The 14,807-nt window shown below is 64.7% G+C and carries 13 protein-coding genes; 4 read left to right on the top strand and 9 right to left on the bottom strand.

Going from position 1 to position 14,807, the window contains the following annotated elements:
- Positions 1–133: 133 nt before the first annotated feature.
- From ACFZCE_RS00570 to ACFZCE_RS00555, 4 genes are read left to right on the top strand one after another with little or no spacing between them, the layout of a single operon-like run.
- Positions 134–1,663 (top strand): efflux transporter outer membrane subunit, encoded by a 1,530-nt coding sequence (locus ACFZCE_RS00570; protein ID WP_390935089.1) that lies wholly within the window; start codon positions 134–136, stop codon positions 1,661–1,663.
- Complete coding sequence (locus ACFZCE_RS00565; RefSeq protein WP_390935087.1) at positions 1,660–3,828, top strand: FUSC family protein; 2,169 nt, start codon at positions 1,660–1,662, stop codon at positions 3,826–3,828. Before ACFZCE_RS00570 ends, ACFZCE_RS00565 begins: the two co-directional genes overlap by 4 nt.
- A complete protein-coding gene (locus tag ACFZCE_RS00560) occupies positions 3,818–4,018 on the top strand; it encodes a DUF1656 domain-containing protein (RefSeq protein WP_390935086.1) in 201 nt (66 codons plus the stop codon). Before ACFZCE_RS00565 ends, ACFZCE_RS00560 begins: the two co-directional genes overlap by 11 nt.
- A 10-nt stretch (positions 4,019–4,028) precedes the next feature.
- Positions 4,029–4,880: an efflux RND transporter periplasmic adaptor subunit gene (locus ACFZCE_RS00555; RefSeq protein ID WP_390935084.1), complete on the top strand. Its 852-nt coding sequence runs from the start codon at positions 4,029–4,031 to the stop codon at positions 4,878–4,880.
- 331 nt (positions 4,881–5,211) lie between these two features.
- Here ACFZCE_RS00555 and ACFZCE_RS00550 read toward each other — a convergent pair whose 3' ends face one another.
- The 9 genes from ACFZCE_RS00550 to ACFZCE_RS00510 form a co-directional block, all read right to left on the bottom strand.
- The gene (locus ACFZCE_RS00550; protein ID WP_390935082.1) at positions 5,212–6,006 is read right to left on the bottom strand and encodes an SDR family oxidoreductase; all 795 of its coding nucleotides are present in this window, start codon (positions 6,004–6,006) and stop codon (positions 5,212–5,214) included.
- 25 nt (positions 6,007–6,031) lie between these two features.
- Positions 6,032–6,649, bottom strand: coding sequence for a hypothetical protein (locus ACFZCE_RS00545; protein ID WP_390935080.1), 618 nt, complete (start codon positions 6,647–6,649; stop codon positions 6,032–6,034).
- The gene (locus tag ACFZCE_RS00540) at positions 6,649–6,840 is read right to left on the bottom strand and encodes a hypothetical protein (RefSeq protein ID WP_390935078.1); all 192 of its coding nucleotides are present in this window, start codon (positions 6,838–6,840) and stop codon (positions 6,649–6,651) included. Before ACFZCE_RS00540 ends, ACFZCE_RS00545 begins: the two co-directional genes overlap by 1 nt.
- Positions 6,841–7,020: 180 nt before the next feature.
- Positions 7,021–8,490: a mannose-1-phosphate guanylyltransferase/mannose-6-phosphate isomerase gene (locus ACFZCE_RS00535; protein WP_390935077.1), complete on the bottom strand. Its 1,470-nt coding sequence runs from the start codon at positions 8,488–8,490 to the stop codon at positions 7,021–7,023.
- A gap of 103 nt (positions 8,491–8,593) precedes the next feature.
- Entirely contained in the window at positions 8,594–9,253 is a 660-nt protein-coding gene (locus ACFZCE_RS00530; RefSeq protein ID WP_390935075.1) for an alginate O-acetyltransferase AlgF, read from the bottom strand.
- A gap of 42 nt (positions 9,254–9,295) precedes the next feature.
- On the bottom strand, positions 9,296–10,444 hold the full coding sequence (locus ACFZCE_RS00525) for an alginate O-acetyltransferase (protein ID WP_390935073.1): 1,149 nt from the start codon (positions 10,442–10,444) through the stop codon (positions 9,296–9,298).
- A gap of 10 nt (positions 10,445–10,454) precedes the next feature.
- Entirely contained in the window at positions 10,455–12,017 is a 1,563-nt protein-coding gene (locus ACFZCE_RS00520; RefSeq protein WP_390935071.1) for an MBOAT family O-acyltransferase, read from the bottom strand.
- A gap of 142 nt (positions 12,018–12,159) precedes the next feature.
- A complete protein-coding gene (locus tag ACFZCE_RS00515) occupies positions 12,160–13,341 on the bottom strand; it encodes a mannuronate-specific alginate lyase (RefSeq protein ID WP_390935069.1) in 1,182 nt (393 codons plus the stop codon).
- A 7-nt stretch (positions 13,342–13,348) separates the two neighbouring features.
- Positions 13,349–14,797, bottom strand: a complete 1,449-nt coding sequence (locus ACFZCE_RS00510; RefSeq protein ID WP_390935068.1) for an alginate biosynthesis protein AlgX — start codon at positions 14,795–14,797, stop codon at positions 13,349–13,351.
- Positions 14,798–14,807 lie beyond the last annotated feature (10 nt).

The following is a 14,807-nucleotide window of genomic DNA, read 5'->3' as shown; positions in this document are numbered from 1 at the left end:
GCAAAGCGTACCACGGGATTGTCTCCGTTTCTGTAACAAAGATTCACCAGTTTGACCGCTTATCGCCATTCCCCAGCGGCCCTAGAATCTGCGCCGTCACCCCTGCCCCCCCTCTATTCCGAGACCCTGCGCTGTGCCGCGTCGCATCCTTCGAGAGCTGAAGGCTCTTACGTTCTGGGCGTTTTCCTTGTCATTGAGCGGCTGTATCGGAACCGGGGGCATTCACGCCCTCAGTGCGCCGCCGCAGGCCAACAGCCTGACGACCGACGAAGCCATTGGCCAGGCCCGCGCCGACGCGCGTTGGCCGGCCGGGCAGTGGTGGCGCGCCTACGCTGACCCCCAGTTGGACCAGTGGGTGGCCACGGCCCTGGCCGGCAGCCCGAGCCTGGCCCTGGCCGCCGCGCGGGTGCGCCAGGCCCAGGCCGCGGCGGGGCTGGCCGAGGCCCGCGAGGCGCCGCAGGTCAACGCCCAGGCGGTGCTCGACCGGCACAACTGGCCGGCGGACCAGTTCTACGGCCCCGGTGAGTTGGCCGGGCAAACCACCTGGGACAACCACGCCGGCCTGGGCCTGGCCTACGACCTCGACCTCTGGGGCCGCGAGCGCAATGCCAGTGAGCAAGCCGTGGATGTGGCCCACCAGCGCGTGGCCGAGGCACGCCAGGCTGAGCTGGAGCTGGCCGCCAACGTGGTGCGGGTGTACCTGCAACTGGCGCTGGCCTATGACCTGCGCGACATCGCCCAGGCCACCCTGGCCCAGCAGCAGCAGATTCTTGACCTGGCCCAGGCGCGCCTGCGCCATGGCATCGGCACCCAGTTCGAGGTGAGCCAGGCCGAAGCGCCGCTGCCGGAAACCCACCGCCAGCTCGACGCCCTCGACGAACAGGTGGCCCTGGCCGGTAACCAGTTGGCCGCCCTCGCTGGGCAAGGCCCAGGCGCCGCGGCCGGGCTCAAGCGCCCAGCGCTGCAACTGGCGGCGGACCTGCCGCTGCCCTCGGTGCTGCCGGCGCAGTTGCTTGGCCAACGCCCGGATGTGGTGGCGGCGCGTTGGCAAGTGGCGGCCCAGGCGCGGGGCATCGAAGTGGCCCACGCTGGCTTCTACCCCGACGTGAACCTGGCCGGCAGCCTTGGCTACATGGCCACCGGCGGCGGCATGCTGGAGTTCCTCACCGGGCAAAAGCTCAGCTACACCGTGGGCCCGGCGTTCAGCTTGCCGATCTTCGACGGTGGCCGGCTGCGCGCGCAGTTGGGCGAGGCCAGCGCCGGCTACGACCTCGCCGTGGCCCATTACCAACAAACCCTGGTGCAGGCGCTCAAGGCGGTGTCTGACCAACTGCTGCGGCGTGAGTCGATGGAAAAACAGAGCCGCTTCGCCGCCGAAGGGGTGAGCAGCGCGCGGCGCACCTATGACCTGGCGATGACCGCCTATCAGCGCGGCCTGACCGACTACCTCAACGTGCTCAACGCGCAAACCCTGCTGTTCCACCAGCAGCAGGTGCAACAGCAGGTGCGCGCCGAGCGCCTGGGCGTGTACGCCGGCCTGGTCACCGCCCTGGGCGGAGGCCTCAACGCCGGCGCCGACAGCCCCGCCGAGCCCCGCCTGCAGGCGCCGCCCACGCCCAAGGCGTTGGCCCGGCTTGACGCACTGCTGCCGGCGCAGCCATGAGCACACTTGTGCAACGCCTCGGCGCCTTGCCCTGGCGCCGTAGTTTTTTCGAATGGGTGCGCAGCGACGGCGTGACCTGGGTGTTCATCTTCAAGGTGCTGCTGGCGGCGTTCCTCACCCTCTGGCTGGCCATGCGCCTGGAGTTGCCGCAGCCGCGCACGGCGATGATCACGGTGTTCATCGTGATGCAGGCGCAAAGCGGCCAGGTGTTCGCGAAAAGCTTCTATCGCTTGCTCGGCACCCTGGCGGGGTCGGCGGTCACGGTGTTGCTGGTGGCGTTGTTCCCGCAGAACACCGAACTGTTCTTGCCCAGCCTGGCACTGTGGGTGGGCCTGTGCTCGGCCGGCGCCCAGCGCCATCGCAATTTTCGTGGCTACGGCTTCGTGCTGGCCGGCTACACCGCGGCGATGGTGGGCCTGCCAGTGCTGTCGCACCCCGACGGCGCCTTTATGGCGGCGGTGTGGCGGGTGCTGGAAATCTCCCTCGGGCTGCTGGTGTCGACCTTCGTCAGCGCCGCGATATTGCCGCAAAGCTCCAGCGCGGCGATGCGCGAAACCCTGTACCAGCGCTTTGGCGTGTTCGCCAGCTTCGTGGTCCAGCACCTGGGCGGGCAGGGTGACCGCGCGCAGTTCGAGCACAGCCATGTGCGCTTTGTGGCCGAGGCCGTGGGCCTGGAAAGCCTGCGCGCGCTGACCGCCTTCGAAGACCCGCACATGCGCCGCCGCTCGGGCCGGGTGAGCCGGCTGAACAGCGAGTTCATGGCGGTGAACACCCGCTTCAACGCCTTGCATCAGTTGCTCGAGCGGATTCACGACCACGGCCAGGTGCGCGCGGCGCTGGAGCCAGCGCTGCAAGCCTTGGCCGGGTTGATCCAGCCTTACGCCGGGCGGGTGCTGACCGATGCCGACGCCGCCAGCCTGGCGCGGGCGCTGGACTACTACAAAGAACGCTTCGCCGAAGAAGTGCGGCGCCTGCGTGGGCTGTTCATGGAGCGCGCGCCCAGCGAGGCCGACCTGCTGGATTTTCACACCGCCTTCGAGCTGCTGTACCGCTTTGTGGTCGAGCTGCACAGCTATGCTGAAACCCACGCCTCGCTGGCCGACCACAACCACGCCCGTGAGCAATGGCGCGAGCCCTACAAGGCCCAGACCAACGCCCTGGCCTGCCTGGCCTCGGGCCTGCGCGGGGCGTTCGTGCTGCTGGCGCTGGGCAGCTACTGGCTGGCCACGGCCTGGCCGAGCGGGGCGATGATGACCCTGGTCGCCGCCGCCACCGTAGGCCTCAGCGCGGCCACGCCGAACCCGCGGCGGTTCTCTTTCCAGATGGCCTGCGGCACGGCGCTGGGGGCGGTGGCGGGGTTCGTCGAGCACTTTTTCGTCTACCCGGCGATCGACGGCTTCCCGCTGCTGTGCCTGGCGCTGGCGCCGGTGTTCGCCTTTGGCGCGTTCCTGGCATCGCGGCCGCAGTGGGTGGGCTATGGCGTGGGCTTGCTGATTTTTTTCTCGATCGGCTCGGTGCCCGACAACCTCACGGTGTACAACCCTTACGGGTTCATCAACGACTACATCGGCATGCTGCTGGGCATGCTGTTCTGCGCCGCCGCCGGGGCGATCATCCTGCCGCCGAACAGCCGTTGGCTGTGGCGGCGCCTGGAGCAAGACCTGCGCGGGCTGGTGGTGTTCGCCATCAGCGGCCGCAGCCAGGGCCTGGGCAGCGCCTTCGAAAGCCGCGTACGCGACCTGGTGCACCAGGCCTATGGGCTGGCCGCCGGCCAGCCGCAGGTGCAGCGCAACATGCTGCGCTGGATGTTCGTGGTGCTGGAGGTCGGCCACGCGATCATCGAACTGCGCCGCGAACAGGACGGCCTGCCGATCCACCCGGCCTACCACGAGCGCCAGCCGTGGCGGCAGGGCATCCGGGTGATGGGGCGGTCGTTGATCCGGCTGTTCATCCAGCCGTCCCAGGCCAACCTCGAGCGCAGCCTGCAGGCGGTGGACCACGCCATCGCCGAGGTGCGCCGCGCCGACGAGCCGTTCGCCCGGCACTTCGACACTTCAGTGCTGCGGCGGGTGCAAAGCTACCTGCACTTCATCCGCAGCTCACTGCTCGACCCGCAATCGCCGCTGGCGCAACTGGCCAGCCAAGGACCCCGCGATGTTTCGTGAAATCGCCTTCCATGGCGTTTACCTGCCCAGCCTGACCCTGGTGTTCATGCTCGCCATGGGCGTGACCTGGGCCTTCGACCGCTGGCTTTCCAGCCTCGACCTGTACCGCCACTTCTGGCACCCGGCGCTGCTGCGCCTGTGCCTGTTCGTGTGCATTTGCGCCGCCATGGCCTTGCCCGTTTACCGTTGAGACAAACCCGATGAAAAAGCTTTTCAGCCTGATCGGCACCCTGTTGGTCCTGGCCCTGGCGGTGTACCTGGGGCGCCTGCTGTGGGTGCAGTACATGGACACCCCCTGGACCCGCGACGGCCGCGTGCGCGCCGACATCATCAACGTCGCCGCCGATGTGGCCGGCTACGTGGTCGAGGTGCCGGTGCGCGACAACCAACAGGTGAAAAAGGGCGACGTGCTGCTGCGCATCGACCCCGAGCACTACCGCATCGCCGTGGCCCAGGCCCAGGCGCTGGTGGCCTCGCGCAAGTCCACCTGGGAAATGCGCAAGGTCAACGCCAGCCGCCGCGCCGACATGGACGCGCTGGTGATCTCCAAGGAAAACCGCGACGACGCCAACAACCTCGCCAGCGCCGCCCAGGCCGACTACCAGCAGGCCCAGGCGCAACTGGCCGCGGCCGAGCTGAACCTGGCGCGCACCGAGGTGCATGCGCAGGTCGATGGCTACGTCACCAACCTCAACGTGCACCCCGGCGACTACGCCCACGCCGGCGAGGCGAAGATGGCGGTGGTCGATGAGCATTCGTTCTGGGTGTACGGGTTTTTCGAAGAAACCAAGCTACCCCACGTGAAGGTCGGCGATGCCGCGCAGATGCAGATGATGAGCGGCGAGGTGCTGCGCGGCCACGTGGAGAGCATTGCCCGCGGCATCTATGACCGCGACAACCCGCAAAGCCGCGAAGGCGTGGCCGACGTGAACCCGACCTTCAACTGGGTGCGCCTGGCCCAGCGGGTGCCGGTGCGGATTCACATCGATCAGGTGCCGGAGGGCATGCTGCTGGCGGCGGGCACCACCTGCACGGTGATCATCGAACGTTAGGGCCTATCGCCCGGCACTCTGGCTGTGCCGTAATGCTGTTCACTTAAGCAATTTCACGGCTTTACGGAAGAGATCAATCTGTGAGCTCTGCTGAATTTGTGCATGAGCTTCAGGGCCCATCGCCCGGCACAGCCGGCCTCCCACGGGGGCTGTGTTTCTCCTAAAATCAATGGCTTACACAAATCTGGTGGGAGGCCGGCTGTGCCGGGCGATGGGCCAGTCAGCTCATGCACTCAGTAAAACCATTTGAAGAAATCAGGGCTTTTTAACCCCGATTTAGCGCTCTGATTGCTTAAGTGAACAGCATTACGGCTGTGCCGGGCGAGGGGCCCTACAACCCATACCGCCGCCTGAGCAGCCCTTCCAGTAGCGCCTTCGGCAGCCACCGCGCCAACCACGGCAAGGCCCGGCTGCCACGCCCCACCCGCAACACCCTCGGCGGCCGTGGCAAGGCGCGGAGGATGGCCGCGGCCACCGCTTCGGGCGCGCTGCCATGCTGCTGCGAGGCCCGCGCGCGCTCGCGAATGTGCTCACGCAGCGGCCACCAGGGCGAGCCCTCGCGTAACGCCAGCTCGGCCTGGGCCCCGGCGTTGGCGGCAAACTGCGTACCGATTGCCCCGGGCTGCACTTCCATTACCCGCACCGCCAACGGCGCCAGCTCCATGCGCAGCGCATCGCTCAGCGCATGCACCGCCGCCTTTGAGGCGCAGTAGGCGCCGGCATAGGGCGTAACCAGCAGCGCCGAGACACTGCCCACGTTGACCACCAGCCCACGCCGCGCGCGCAGCGCCGGCAGGCAGGCGCGGGTCACGGCCAGCAGGCCGAGCACGTTGGTGTCGAATTGCGCGCGCAGGGTGCTGTCGGGTAAATCCAGCAGCGGGCCGATGGCGCCGTAGCCGGCGTTGTTGATCAGCACATCCAGCGCCGGCAACTCGGCGGCCAGGGCCTGCACGGCGGTAGGGCAGGTCACGTCCAGCGCCCGGGCGGTAAAGCCCTCGGCCGCCAACCGCGCCACCGCCTCGGCGCTGCGCGCGGTGGCCCACACCTCATGGCCCGCGGCCTTCAAGGCGCGGGCGGTGGCCAGGCCGATGCCGCTGGAGCAGCCGGTGATGAGGGTGGTGGGCATAGGCTTGTTCCAGGGTAAAAATGGGTTAGGGCTGGAATACGGACCCATCCGGGTTGAGAGGCCGGAAATAGCCCTTTATCAGCATGGGGTCGCGCACGCATACCTGCACGTGGGTCTTTTCCATAAAGGCTGTTCCTGGGTACACGGGCCGACCTTCCAGGAAGGGCGAGCGGATGGATTGGTAAGGTCGATACCCTAGCTCGTCTCGCGCGGCATGCAGGTAGCGAAACACCGCGCAGTCAAGGTGGCGTTTGAGCAGGTCAGGGTCGCCATCGAAACCCGGTTCGTTCTGGGGTAACGGCGCTTGTTCAGCAACCGCGGCCATGTTCAGCAGCTCATAGGCACGCTTCAACTCCAGAAGGGCGCCTTCTTCGGTGAGGTTGAAGCAGTGGCCCAGGTTGATGACCGCACCGATTACGTAAGGGTCTTTCACCGAACCCTTACCTCGCTTGCGGTATCGCATCAGGCTGGTTGCGTAGCTGAGGGCCCTGTCCGGGCTGTTTTCCCAAAAAAAGATGCCCTGGCCTAGCCAGTCATAGTCGTTCTTACTGGGAGACATTGGGTTGCCTGCCAGGATGGTTTCCGCAACCGCGCGATCGCATCCGTGGAAGCCTAAAACGAAGGAAGGAAGCTGCTTGTACATCAGCGGTAGGCAGCGGCCAGCTTTCCACCCTGTTTATAAACGCCGGCTTTTCGGTGAAACGCCAGCGCTGCGACCGGATCCTTTGCCAGGCGCTCGGCCAGGGCCTGCATGCGCTCCGCAACCTCATGGTGAAGATTTTTAGCTTCGATCCCGGGTTGATCGTGGAGGGCAGCGGCGTTTTTCGCAGGCATTGGAGGTTCAGCTCAATCGGGGGGCGTTGGCGGCGAGCTTAACAAATCCAGGGGGCCTTGGCATAACCGCCTGGGTGGTTTTGCCCATATGGCAAAGCCTTGAAATAGAAACCCCAACAAAAAAGGCCCCGGGGCAAGCCTTTACGCTTGGCCCGGGGCCTCTCTTTCACTCAGCGGGTATCAGTGCTGGCGCTGCTGGGTGATGCTCTTGACCGACACACCACGCTCGACCACCGCCTGGCCGGAGCGGCCGTAGATGTCTTCGAAGCGTTCGATGTCGTCTTCGCCCAGGTAGGCGCCAGACTGCACTTCGATGATTTCCAGCGGGATCTTGCCCGGGTTGCGCAGGCGGTGTACCGACGCGATCGGGATGTAGGTCGACTGGTTTTCGGTCAGCAGGAACACGTTCTCGTCGCAGGTCACCTCGGCGGTGCCGGCCACGACGATCCAGTGCTCGGCGCGGTGGTGGTGCATCTGCAGCGACAGGCAGGCGCCTGGCTTCACGCTGATGTGCTTGACCTGGAAGCGGCCGCCCATGTCGACCGAGTCGTACGAGCCCCATGGGCGGTACACTTCGCAGTGGTTCTGGGTTTCGCTGCGGCCGGCCTCGTTGAGGGTGGCAACCATCTGCTTCACGCCCTGCACTTTGTCTTTGGCGGCGATCATCATGGCGTCCTTGGTTTCGACCACCACGATGTTGTCCAGGCCGATCACCGACACCAGCTTGCCGTTGCCGTGGATCATGCAGTTGCGGCTGTCCTGGATGACCACATCACCCTTGGTGACGTTGCCGTTGTCGTCCTTGGCGTTGACTTCCCACAGCGAGTTCCAGCAGCCCACGTCGCTCCAGCCAGCCGACAGCGGCACCACGCAGGCGCGCTGGGTTTTTTCCATCACGGCGTAGTCGATGGAGTTGTCCGGGCAGCAGGCGAAGCTGGCTTCGTCGATGTCGATGGTGTCGCCTTCCTGCACGCTGCGCTCGAGGGTCAGCAGGCAGTTGTCGTAGATGTCCGGGTCGTGCTTTTTCAGCTCTTCGAGGAAGCGGCTGGCGCGGAACAGGAACATGCCGCTGTTCCAGAAGTAGCCACCGGCCTGTACGTATTCCTGGGCGCGGGTTTCGTCGGGTTTTTCAACGAACTGCTGTACCCGGGCGATGCCTTCGGGGAGCAGGGCGTCGGCGGTCGACTTGATGTAGCCGTAGCCGGTTTCCGGGCGGGTCGCCGGCACGCCGAACAGCACCATCTCGCCACGCTCGGCGGCCACCGTGGCCAGGGCCAGGGCGCGCTGCAGGGCTTTCTGGTCTTCGATCACGTGGTCGGCGGGCAGCACCAGCATCAGGTCGTCGCGGCCTTCGTTGACCAGCTTCATGGCGGCCAGGGCGACGGCGGGGGCGGTGTTGCGGCCAAAGGGCTCCATCAGCAGGCCCTGGGTTTCCAGTTTCAGTGCCGACAGTTGCTCGTTGACGATGAATTTATGGTCTTTGTTGCAGACCACGATCGGCTTGTCCATGCCTTCGAACAGCAGGCGTTCCAGGGTTTGCTGGAACAGCGTGTGCTCACCGGTCAGGGCCAGGAACTGTTTCGGAAATTGCTTGCGCGACAAGGGCCACAGACGCGAACCGCTGCCACCGGACAGGATCACTGGAATCATGACGTTTCTCCAAGGTAATTCAGTAATGAAGTTGGACCGCTGTTGCTGCCGTTTCTTCTTGTTCAGAAGGCCGCTTCAATAAGCGGCCGCAACTCATCAGTTATCAGGAGGCCGGCGGAACGACCCATTCTGGCTTGATGTTGCTACCAGAGCCGGTAATGAAGAGCGAAGTAATTTGGCCGCGCTCCAAGGAAACCGGTTTAACGTCCGCCACTTTCTTATCGCCGTTGTAGAGCGCCAGCGAAACTTTTACAGGGTTGATTTCGCGGCTGCCGCCCTTGTTTGGCGCGACATTTTCAACGACGGCGGTTTTGCCATCCGCGGTTTTAAGTGTCAAAGGCGTGTCCGTCAGATTTTGGACGTCAATCCGCGCTTTGGCTTTGTTTTCAAACTTGTTCTCTTCGACCAGTTTCGGCTGCGAAGTTCCGCCAACGACGGTGTAATATTTATCGCTGGCCAAAGTTACAGGCAAACTGCCACCTACTTGGGCGGTATAACTGCCGCCCGGTACGAAGGCGTACGCGCTGCTGCTGCTCGGGGCCACCGCGGTGAATTTGCCTGGGCCGACGCTTGGGGTGATTTCCTGGGAACCGGCGTTGTACACCCGCACGAAGGCCGAGCCTTTTGGCGCGGTGGGGTACAGCGACGAGTCACCGCCGGCGAAGGCATTGAGCGACAGCACCGAGAGGCCGGCGGCCAGGGCGCAAGCCTTGGCGATGCGGGCGGTGGTGGTACGGCGCGGGGCAGTGGTGGTTGCGTTCATCGGTTGTTTACCTCTTCTGCGTAAAAAAAACGGCCTGACAGGTCAGTCGTTCTGGCCGACGGCCAGGTTCTGGTTGTTGTCCTGGGTGTTTTTCAGCTCGGCGACCCAATTGGCATCGAAGCCGCTGAGGTCAGCCTTCATGGGCAGGTAGCGCTCGGGGAATTCCCAGATCACCACCTGCGGAGGGTTGTTCTTGAAGCCGTCGCTCTGGAGGAACTTGAGCATCGGCGGGAACGGCCCGTGGCCGTCTTCGGCATAATTGACCACGTCGCTGTGCAGCGACTGCTGCAGCGCGCCGAGGAAGTTCCAGTGCGGGTTGGCGCTGTAGCTGGTGCCCACCAGCGCCACCGGCACAGCGCTGGCGCCGAACAGGTCATCACCGCCGCCGCTGCCGTCGGCGGCGGGCTTGGTGGTGTGCTGCGAGAGGTCATCGGGCTTGGGCAGCAGGTTGCTGAACAGCGGGTCCAGGGGCAGGAAGTTGGTCAGGTCGCCCTTGTAGGGCTGCACCGGGCCGGCTTCGGTCACGTACTGCACGGGGCTGGCGTCCAGCGGCGTGTTGGCCTGGATGAACCCGCCCAACTGCTTGGCCACCAGGTCGGCGCCCATGGGCGTCCAGTGGGTGTCGGTGCGCAGGAACACCTGGCCTTGCTGCTTGCCCTGCTCCAGCGGCGCGAGCAGGTCGGGCGCGGCGATGCCGGCCTGGGCCAGTTGCGCGTGCAGTTGCTGGTAGAGGTCGGCGTGCAGCGCAGCCGGTTGCTCGCTGCCAATGTGCTCGGGGTACACCCGCGCCTTGGCCGGCACCACCGCCATCACCAGCTTGATGTTCTGCGCCTTCAGGCGTTCGGCCACGCCGCGCATCAGGGCGAAGTTGTCTGCCTCGAGCTGGTCGCCGTGGGCGACCGGGTTGAACTCCTCGTCGGTATACAGCCACTGGTCGCGGCCCAACACCACGCCGGGGCGGCCTTCCTGGAACAGCTTGTAGTCCACCGCCGCCCAGAGGTTGGTGCCCAGCCGCTTGATCGGGAATTCATCGTCGTAGTGGCCTTCCACCGCGTGGGTGAACTTGCCGTTGAGCACGGTCATCTGTTCGGTCTTGCTGAAGCTGCCGAAGCTGAACAGCGACCACAGCCCCAGCGCCACGAGGATGCCGAAGAAGGTCAGAACGTACAGCAGGCGAAGGGTACGAGTCATGGTCGTCGCCTCAGAACTGGAAGTAGAGGAACGGCGAGAAGCTCTGCGCCGAGAGTTTCAGGATCGAAGCCACGAACAGTAGCAGGATCAACACGCGCATCGCGTAACGCGGTACGTCGGCGACCCAGTAGGCCGGCTGGACCACGTGGCCGGCACCGGCACCGGCCATTACCAGCCCTGGCTGGTCGCCGGGTACGGCTTTGATCTGCCCTGGTTGCGCGGTGGCCGGGCCGTCGGCTTGCGGCTGCTTGGCTTCGGCTTTTTGCGCCTTGCCGCTGATCGGCGCGTAGTAGAAGTCGCGCAGGCCGAAGTAGGCCAGCGACACGTAGGCCACGATCAGGGTGGCCACCTGCAGGCCGGTCAGGCTCGAGGCCAACAGCTCGGAGAGGTGCCAGTCGCCGAAGCTGAACATCGCGCCGTACATGCGGCCGGCCACGTGCAGGTTTTCCGAGCGGAAGATCACCCAGCCCATCACCACCAGCAGGAAGGTGAACACCCATTTCACCGGGTTGAAGCTGCGCGGGCCGGCGTTGATGCCCAGCGCCCGTTCGATCGCCAGCCACAGGCCGTGCCAGGCGCCCCAGATGATGTAGGTGAAGTTCGCGCCGTGCCACAGGCCGCCCAGCAGCATGGTCAGGATCAGGTTGCGGTAGGTGGCGAAGGTGCCGCCACGGTTGCCGCCCAGGGTGATGTACAGGTAGTCGCGCAGCCAGGTAGACAAACTGATGTGCCAGCGCCGCCAGAACTCGGTGATCGACTGGCTGATGTACGGCTGCTTGAAGTTCTCCATGAAGCGAAAGCCCATCATCAGGCCCAGGCCGATGGCCATGTCGCTGTAGCCGGAGAAGTCGAAATACAGCTGCGCGGTGTAGGCCAGCGCCCCCAGCCAGGCGTCGCCGGTGGTGGGGTGTTCGAGGGCAAAGGCGTGGTCGGCGATCACCGCGATGGTGTCGGCGATGAACACCTTCTTGATGAACCCCTGCATGAAGCGGGTGCAGCCTTCGCTGAATTTATCCAGCGTGTGGGTGCGGTGGTTGAACTGGTCGACCAGGTCCTTGAAGCGCAGCACGGGGCCGGCGATCAGGTGCGGGAAGATCGCCACGAAGGCGGCGAAGTCGATCAGGTTCTTGGTGGCCGGGGTGTCGCCGCGGTACACGTCGATGATGTAGCTGATCGACTCGAAGGTGTAGAACGAGATGCCGATCGGCAGCAGGATGTGGGTCAGGATGAACGGCTCGAGGCCAAACGAGGTGATGATCGCGTTCATGCTGTCGACGCCGAAGTTGGCGTACTTGAAATAGCCCAGCACCGCCAGGTCGACCGCCACGCCGAGCAGCAGCCAGCGCTGCGAGGCCTTGGTGCGCACGCCGTTGGCGCCCACCTTCAGGCCGATGAAGTAGTTCCACAAGGTGACCCCGGCGAACAGCGCCAGGAAGTCGATACGCCACCAGGCGTAGAACACATAGCTGGCCAGCAGCAGCAGCAGGTTGCGATAGCGTATTCCGCACAGGTAGTACAGGCCGAAGAAGATCGGCATGAACAGGAACAGGAATACGTTGGATGAGAAAACCATCCCGATCTCTCCTTCTTGTACCTACATCCTGGGGAACCGCTTGCAGCCCCCCCCAAACCCCCCCACGAAAAACGCCGTGGCGGGGCACTCGAAACAGCACCGGCGCGGGGGCCCTCAAGGGCGCCCCGGCCGGGGGCCGGCGTCAGGAATCTTCGCCGGTGTCTTTGTCCATGTCCTTGTTCTTGGCCTTGCTGTTCTGCTCCGCGGCCGGGTCATAGGTGCGGGTCAGGTCGCCGCCAAGGCGGAAGGTTTTGAACGGTTCCATTTCACGCTTGCGCTCGACGGTATCCGGGGCGCAGGTGTACAGCGTGCAGTAGGGTTCAAGCCAGGAGTACTTGCTGTCCTGCTTGAGGTCGGTCATGTCTTGCTGCTGGCCGTTTTTCGCCTGGAAGGCTTGTGGGTCTTTCGAGCCTTGCAGCACGTTGCTGGCCAGGCGCTGCAGCGCGCCGTTGTTTTCCGGGCGCAGGTCGACGCCGTTGGCCTGGGCGAAGCTGGCAATCATCATCAGCGGCGGCAAGGCGTAGTTGTGATAGGCCAGGGCACGCTGGTTGCGCTTGAGTTCGTTGGGCAGGAAGCCCTGCGGGTCGACCTGGCTGGCGCCGATCTTGAATTCCTTCACCGACCAGTCGAACAGGTCGCGGCGGTTGGTCACCACCGAGGTGGCCATCACCGACCAGGCGGCCCAGTAGGAGTGGTTGTTGATCTTCTCCATCGGCAGGTTGCTCCAGTCGCTCACCACCTGGTCGGCCAGCTTGCTGAACCAGGCTTCGATCTGCTGGGCCTGTTGCTCGTGGCCTTGCAGCGGGTGGGCTTCGGAGAACTTCAGGCGCAGGTACGAGGCGCTCATGCTGCCCAGTGCCCATTTGCGCATCGACTTGCCGGTGTGGTTGAAGTCGGTGGACTCCAGCGCATTGGCGCCGGCCCAGGTGGTCAGCCAGTTCAGCGCGCAATCGAGCTGCGCCGGGCGGCCGTCGCGCATGTACTGCATCACGATCTTGGAGGTGCCGCGCTCCATGTCGGTGATGTCTTTGGTGCCGCTGCGAAAGGCCGCGTCGCTGACCGCGTTGAAGGTCGAGCGGTCTTTGCCCGAGCCTTCGTATTTGCTGCGGAACTGCAGCGAGTCGGTGTACGGTTTGGGCACGGCCGGGCAGCTGAAGTTGCCGTCCTTTTCCTTGACCTTTTCGATCCCTTCGTAATAGCCCTGGGGCGGCACCAGGTTGCCGCCGGCGGCGTGGGCCTGCGTGCCCATCAGGGCCAGGCCCAGCACTGCGGGGGCCAACAGGGCCGGCAGTGCGTTGCGGGTGTTACGAGTGGCACGGTTCATGATCACCTCACAGCCCGGCTTGCGCGCTTTGTTGCGTATTCACGCCGGGGAACACGTTACGTTTGCAGATCTTCGCCTCGACTTGCTGCGGCCCTGCGTTCGGGTCTTCCGGCCCGTGCAGTTCCAGCGCCAGCAGGGTTTGCTTGGGCCAGTCGGCATCGTCGCGCAGCTCGAAGGCAAAGCGCCCGTCGGTATCGGATGTATCGGGTTTGTCGATCTTGATGTCTTCGTGGCGGCCGTTCATGTACCACAGGGTGGCTTTAAGCTGTTTCACCGAGGTATCGGCAAACTTGATGTCGATCTGGTGGTTGAAGTTTTCCAGGTCCTTGATGCCGTTGCGGCCGTTGACCAACAGTTCAGAGGCCTGATTCGGTTTGAGCGTGGCTTTGCCGCTGAGTTCGGCGGTCTTGCCTTCACAGCCATTGCCCATCATGGCCATCATCTGCCGGTAGATGGTTTCCTGGTCGAGCGGGTAGAGCGGGGAGAATTCCCACACCAGCACTTTCGGCGGGTGTTGCTGGAAGTCTTCACTGCCCAGGTACTGCAGCATCGAGCCTTCCAGGCCGCCGCCGGGGAAGGCTACGTTGAGCACGTCGGCGTTGGTGTCTTGCTGCAGGAACCCGGCGAAGTTGTAGTTCTTGCCGCTGTGGGAGGTCCCCACCAGGGTGATCTGCGGCAGGGTGCTGTCGCCGAACAGGTCGCCGTCGGCCGCCTCGCCCTTGGGCTCGGTGGAGAACTGGTCCATGTACTGGATGGCGTAGGTGTTGCCGCACAGCTGCGCGGCCATGTTCTGCAGGGTGCCGGTCTTGCCCATGCGGCCAGAGACCTTGGTCTCGAATTCACGCTTGGGGATGTCGGCGTAGCCGGGGATCTGCTTGATCGTCTCGGCGACGATCTTCGCCGTGCGCTGGGCGCCGTAAGGGGTCCAGTGCTGGTCGCCGCGGAAGTAGAAGTCGTGGGCCTGCTGCTCATTGGTCAGCGGCGACAGGTCTGGCACGTGGTAGCCCATGGCGGCGAAGCGGCCGAGCATGTCCTTGTAGTTTTTCAGCGCGGTGTCGTAGTCGAACTTCGCGCGGTCGGCCGGCAGCATGTGGGCGCGGTCGACCAGGCCACGGGTGGGCTGGTACACGATCACCACCTCTACGCCGCGGGCCTTGAACGCGTCGTGCAGTTCCTTCATGCGCTTGTAGCCTTCGGGGCTGGTCTTGAACTCGGTGCGCAGGTCTTCGACGGTGCGGAACAGCCAGTCGCCTTCACCTTCGACCAGGGTGGTGAAGTTGCGCTGGTAGCGGGTCACGTAGTTTTTCGCGTCGGCCGCGGCCGGGCACAGCTGGCAGCAGGGTTCGGCGGTAAAGCGCGGGGCCTGGACTTCAGCGGCCTGGGCCATGCCATTGGCCAGGTACAAGGCAGTGGTCAGGCCAGACAAGCCAAGCCATTTGATCAACTGTGAATGCATGTGGGTCTTC

This window comes from Pseudomonas sp. NPDC007930 (assembly GCF_042958985.1).
Classification (GTDB): Bacteria; Pseudomonadota; Gammaproteobacteria; order Pseudomonadales; family Pseudomonadaceae; genus Aquipseudomonas.
This window is presented reverse-complemented; position numbering and strand designations above follow the sequence as displayed.

Bases quoted from the DNA above. Each gene is read 5' to 3' on its own strand.
- ACFZCE_RS00520 (WP_390935071.1), bottom strand. From the start codon at position 12,017: ATGGTTTTCTCATCCAACGTATTCCTGTTCCTGTTCATGCCGATCTTC.
- ACFZCE_RS00525 (WP_390935073.1), bottom strand. From the start codon at position 10,444: ATGACTCGTACCCTTCGCCTGCTGTACGTTCTGACCTTCTTCGGCATC.
- ACFZCE_RS00560 (WP_390935086.1), top strand. From the start codon at position 3,818: ATGTTTCGTGAAATCGCCTTCCATGGCGTTTACCTGCCCAGCCTGACC.
- ACFZCE_RS00515 (WP_390935069.1), bottom strand. From the start codon at position 13,341: ATGAACCGTGCCACTCGTAACACCCGCAACGCACTGCCGGCCCTGTTG.
- ACFZCE_RS00545 (WP_390935080.1), bottom strand. From the start codon at position 6,649: ATGTACAAGCAGCTTCCTTCCTTCGTTTTAGGCTTCCACGGATGCGAT.
- ACFZCE_RS00550 (WP_390935082.1), bottom strand. From the start codon at position 6,006: ATGCCCACCACCCTCATCACCGGCTGCTCCAGCGGCATCGGCCTGGCC.
- ACFZCE_RS00540 (WP_390935078.1), bottom strand. From the start codon at position 6,840: ATGCCTGCGAAAAACGCCGCTGCCCTCCACGATCAACCCGGGATCGAA.
- ACFZCE_RS00535 (WP_390935077.1), bottom strand. From the start codon at position 8,490: ATGATTCCAGTGATCCTGTCCGGTGGCAGCGGTTCGCGTCTGTGGCCC.
- ACFZCE_RS00530 (WP_390935075.1), bottom strand. From the start codon at position 9,253: ATGAACGCAACCACCACTGCCCCGCGCCGTACCACCACCGCCCGCATC.
- ACFZCE_RS00510 (WP_390935068.1), bottom strand. From the start codon at position 14,797: ATGCATTCACAGTTGATCAAATGGCTTGGCTTGTCTGGCCTGACCACT.
- ACFZCE_RS00555 (WP_390935084.1), top strand. From the start codon at position 4,029: ATGAAAAAGCTTTTCAGCCTGATCGGCACCCTGTTGGTCCTGGCCCTG.
- ACFZCE_RS00565 (WP_390935087.1), top strand. From the start codon at position 1,660: ATGAGCACACTTGTGCAACGCCTCGGCGCCTTGCCCTGGCGCCGTAGT.